Source organism: Nocardioides jensenii JCM 1364 = NBRC 14755 (assembly GCF_001552535.1).
GTDB lineage: Bacteria > Actinomycetota > Actinomycetes > Propionibacteriales > Nocardioidaceae > Nocardioides > Nocardioides jensenii.
In genome coordinates this window covers 1-1,665 of sequence record NZ_BCRJ01000168.1, presented here as the reverse complement: position 1 = coordinate 1,665, position 1,665 = coordinate 1, and the positions used below count along the sequence as shown (strand labels likewise).

The following is a 1,665-nucleotide window of genomic DNA, read 5'->3' as shown; positions in this document are numbered from 1 at the left end:
CAGGGACTGACATGGAGGTTCGTTTGTCAAGGGGGCAGGGCGAGGCGCCGCGCCCCTGGGTTGGGGTGCGGTGCCTCGTTCTCGCCGTCTGGCTGGGGGTGCTTGGCGTGTCTTCGACGCGTTGCCGGTCTGATATGCGTGGGTTGGTTACTCACATGACGGGGCGTTCGCGTGGAGCTGTGTGCACGTCTCTATCGTCGAGCGTGGGCCCTGTTGGGGGCTGCTCATAGTCTCTGCGTGGATGGCTCCGGCGCTGCCAGCACTGATCAGTCTTTCGGCGAGGGTCCTAGGGGGTTTGGTTAGTCCATGACGGCCAGGGACCAGCACCAGCCGGCCAGTTCGCGGGCGATCGCGGTGTTGGCGACCACGGCCTTCTTGCCCCGGGCGTCGAAGCGTGCCCAGCGACGGTGCAGTCGTCGGTTGCCCTCGTCGGCGCGGGCCGCGGCAGCCGGGGTGGCCTGCTCCCACCGGGCCCTCATCGTCTTGCCCGCGACGTAGGCCCTGCGGTGGTGCCAGGCCGCCTCGACCAGCAGACGCCGGGCGTGGCCATTGCCGGTGCGGGTGATCGGGCCACGTGAGATCGCGCCACCCGAGGAGCTCTCGCTGGGCACCAGGCCCACGAAGGCGCCGAGCGAGTTGCCGGTGAAGCGATGCCAGTCACCGATCTCGACCGCGAGCGCGAACGAGGTCAACACTGCGACCCCACGCAGGCAGGCGAGCCGGCGGACCAGGTCGACCTGTTCGCACTCGGCGGCCATCTGCTCGATCTGGGCGTCCAACCGCGAGCGCCGGGCCAAAGCGGCCACCACCGTCTCGTAGTTGTCCTCGAACGCCAGCCGGGTGCCGACCTGGTCGAACCGCAGTCCCTGCAGCCACCGGTCGTGCCGGCCGGTCCAGGGCCGGCCGTCGTAGTAGACCAGCCCGTGGCGCAGCAGCAGACCGTTGAGACGGTGCTTGGCCTGGGTCAGGCTGCGGCGGCAGTCCTCTCGGGCCCGGACCAGGTCACGGGCCGACTCGTCGGCCACACTGGGCACCACCACCGCGGTGATCTCATCCATCCGCAGCAACCGGGCAAGGTGCAGGGCGTCCTTCTTGTCGGTCTTGACCCGGTCCCCGGCCGGACGCTGCAGCTTCGACGGTGCCGCCACCTCACACCGGATCCCGGCCGCGCTCAGCATCCGGGACAGGTCGAACCCGGTCGGGCCCGCCTCGTAGGTCACCGCCACCGGGCCCGGCAGTGCGCCGATCCAGGAACGGATGTGGTCATGGGCTGGACTCAGTCGTGTCTGGATCAACTCGCCCGTGACGCCGTCGATTGCCGCTGCCGCGACCGATCGGGCGTGCACGTCGAGCCCAACACTCGTACGCTCGGTAAACACCGGAGGCCTCCTACACATGTCGGATAGGCCGGACCAGGCAGTCCCTGGCCCGGTAACCCACGAATCTGTGTCAGCGAGGTCTCCGGCCACAACCCCCCGGCATTCCTCGATCACAGCCGATGCGCTGGCGCGCCCGGCGGTGTCACACGTGGAGCACGCGCAGCGAAGCGAGCATGAACGACATTGACACCAACCAAGCGCCGGCACACCATCACAAAGCGAGGAACGCCCAACCCCGGCCGCGAAACCAACGAGCAAACCCGATGGGTTCACTCATACCGTCTAT

Annotated in this window: 1 protein-coding gene; it reads right to left on the bottom strand. The window is 68.5% G+C overall.

Going from position 1 to position 1,665, the window contains the following annotated elements; all coding sequences use genetic code 11:
* Positions 1 to 299: 299 nt before the first annotated feature.
* The gene (locus NJ4_RS24770) at positions 300 to 1,379 is read right to left on the bottom strand and encodes an IS110 family RNA-guided transposase (RefSeq protein ID WP_067442096.1); all 1,080 of its coding nucleotides are present in this window, start codon (positions 1,377 to 1,379) and stop codon (positions 300 to 302) included.
* Positions 1,380 to 1,665: the final 286 nt, after the last annotated feature.